Source organism: Pseudomonas peli, assembly GCF_050563605.1.
Lineage (GTDB): Bacteria > Pseudomonadota > Gammaproteobacteria > Pseudomonadales > Pseudomonadaceae > Aquipseudomonas > Aquipseudomonas peli_A.
This window is the reverse complement of the sequence record NZ_JBNXUH010000038.1, coordinates 1-410: the sequence shown is the minus strand read 5'-3', so window position 1 is coordinate 410 and position 410 is coordinate 1. Positions and strand designations below refer to the sequence as shown.

Here is a 410-nt window from a genome sequence, read left to right as displayed (position 1 = left end):
TAACGACGATACTCCAGCTGTATCGCTTGACGACCATAGAGCATTGGAACCACCTGATCCCATCCCGAACTCAGTAGTGAAACGATGCATCGCCGATGGTAGTGTGGGGTTTCCCCATGTGAGAGTAGGTCATCGTCAAGCACCTATACCAAAACCCCCGATCAGGAAACTGGTCGGGGGTTTTACTATTAGTACAAGCATGAAGTTTTTGAGCGATCAAAAACTACTGCTGACGAGTTATGTAATGCAAGTGGTTGAGTAGAAAGAACTTCTTCGGAAATAACTTCGAAATCACTTGACGGAAGATGAGGCTGCTGTAGAATGCGCGCCTCGGTTGAGACGAAAGAATCAACCACCCGCTCTTTAACAACTGAATCAAGCAATTCGTGTGGGTGCTTGTGAGGTAAGAC

The 410-nt window shown here is 46.8% G+C and carries 1 rRNA gene and 1 pseudogene; one reads left to right on the top strand and one right to left on the bottom strand.

The annotated features are described in order from the left end of the window. Positions 1-25 precede the first annotated feature (25 nt). Positions 26-141, top strand: a 5S ribosomal RNA gene (rrf, locus tag ACQ4LH_RS21020). 47 nt (positions 142-188) lie between these two features. Here the strand turns inward: rrf and ACQ4LH_RS21015 are convergent. Further along, positions 189-410: pseudogene (locus ACQ4LH_RS21015) on the bottom strand (hypothetical protein); the annotation flags it as partial.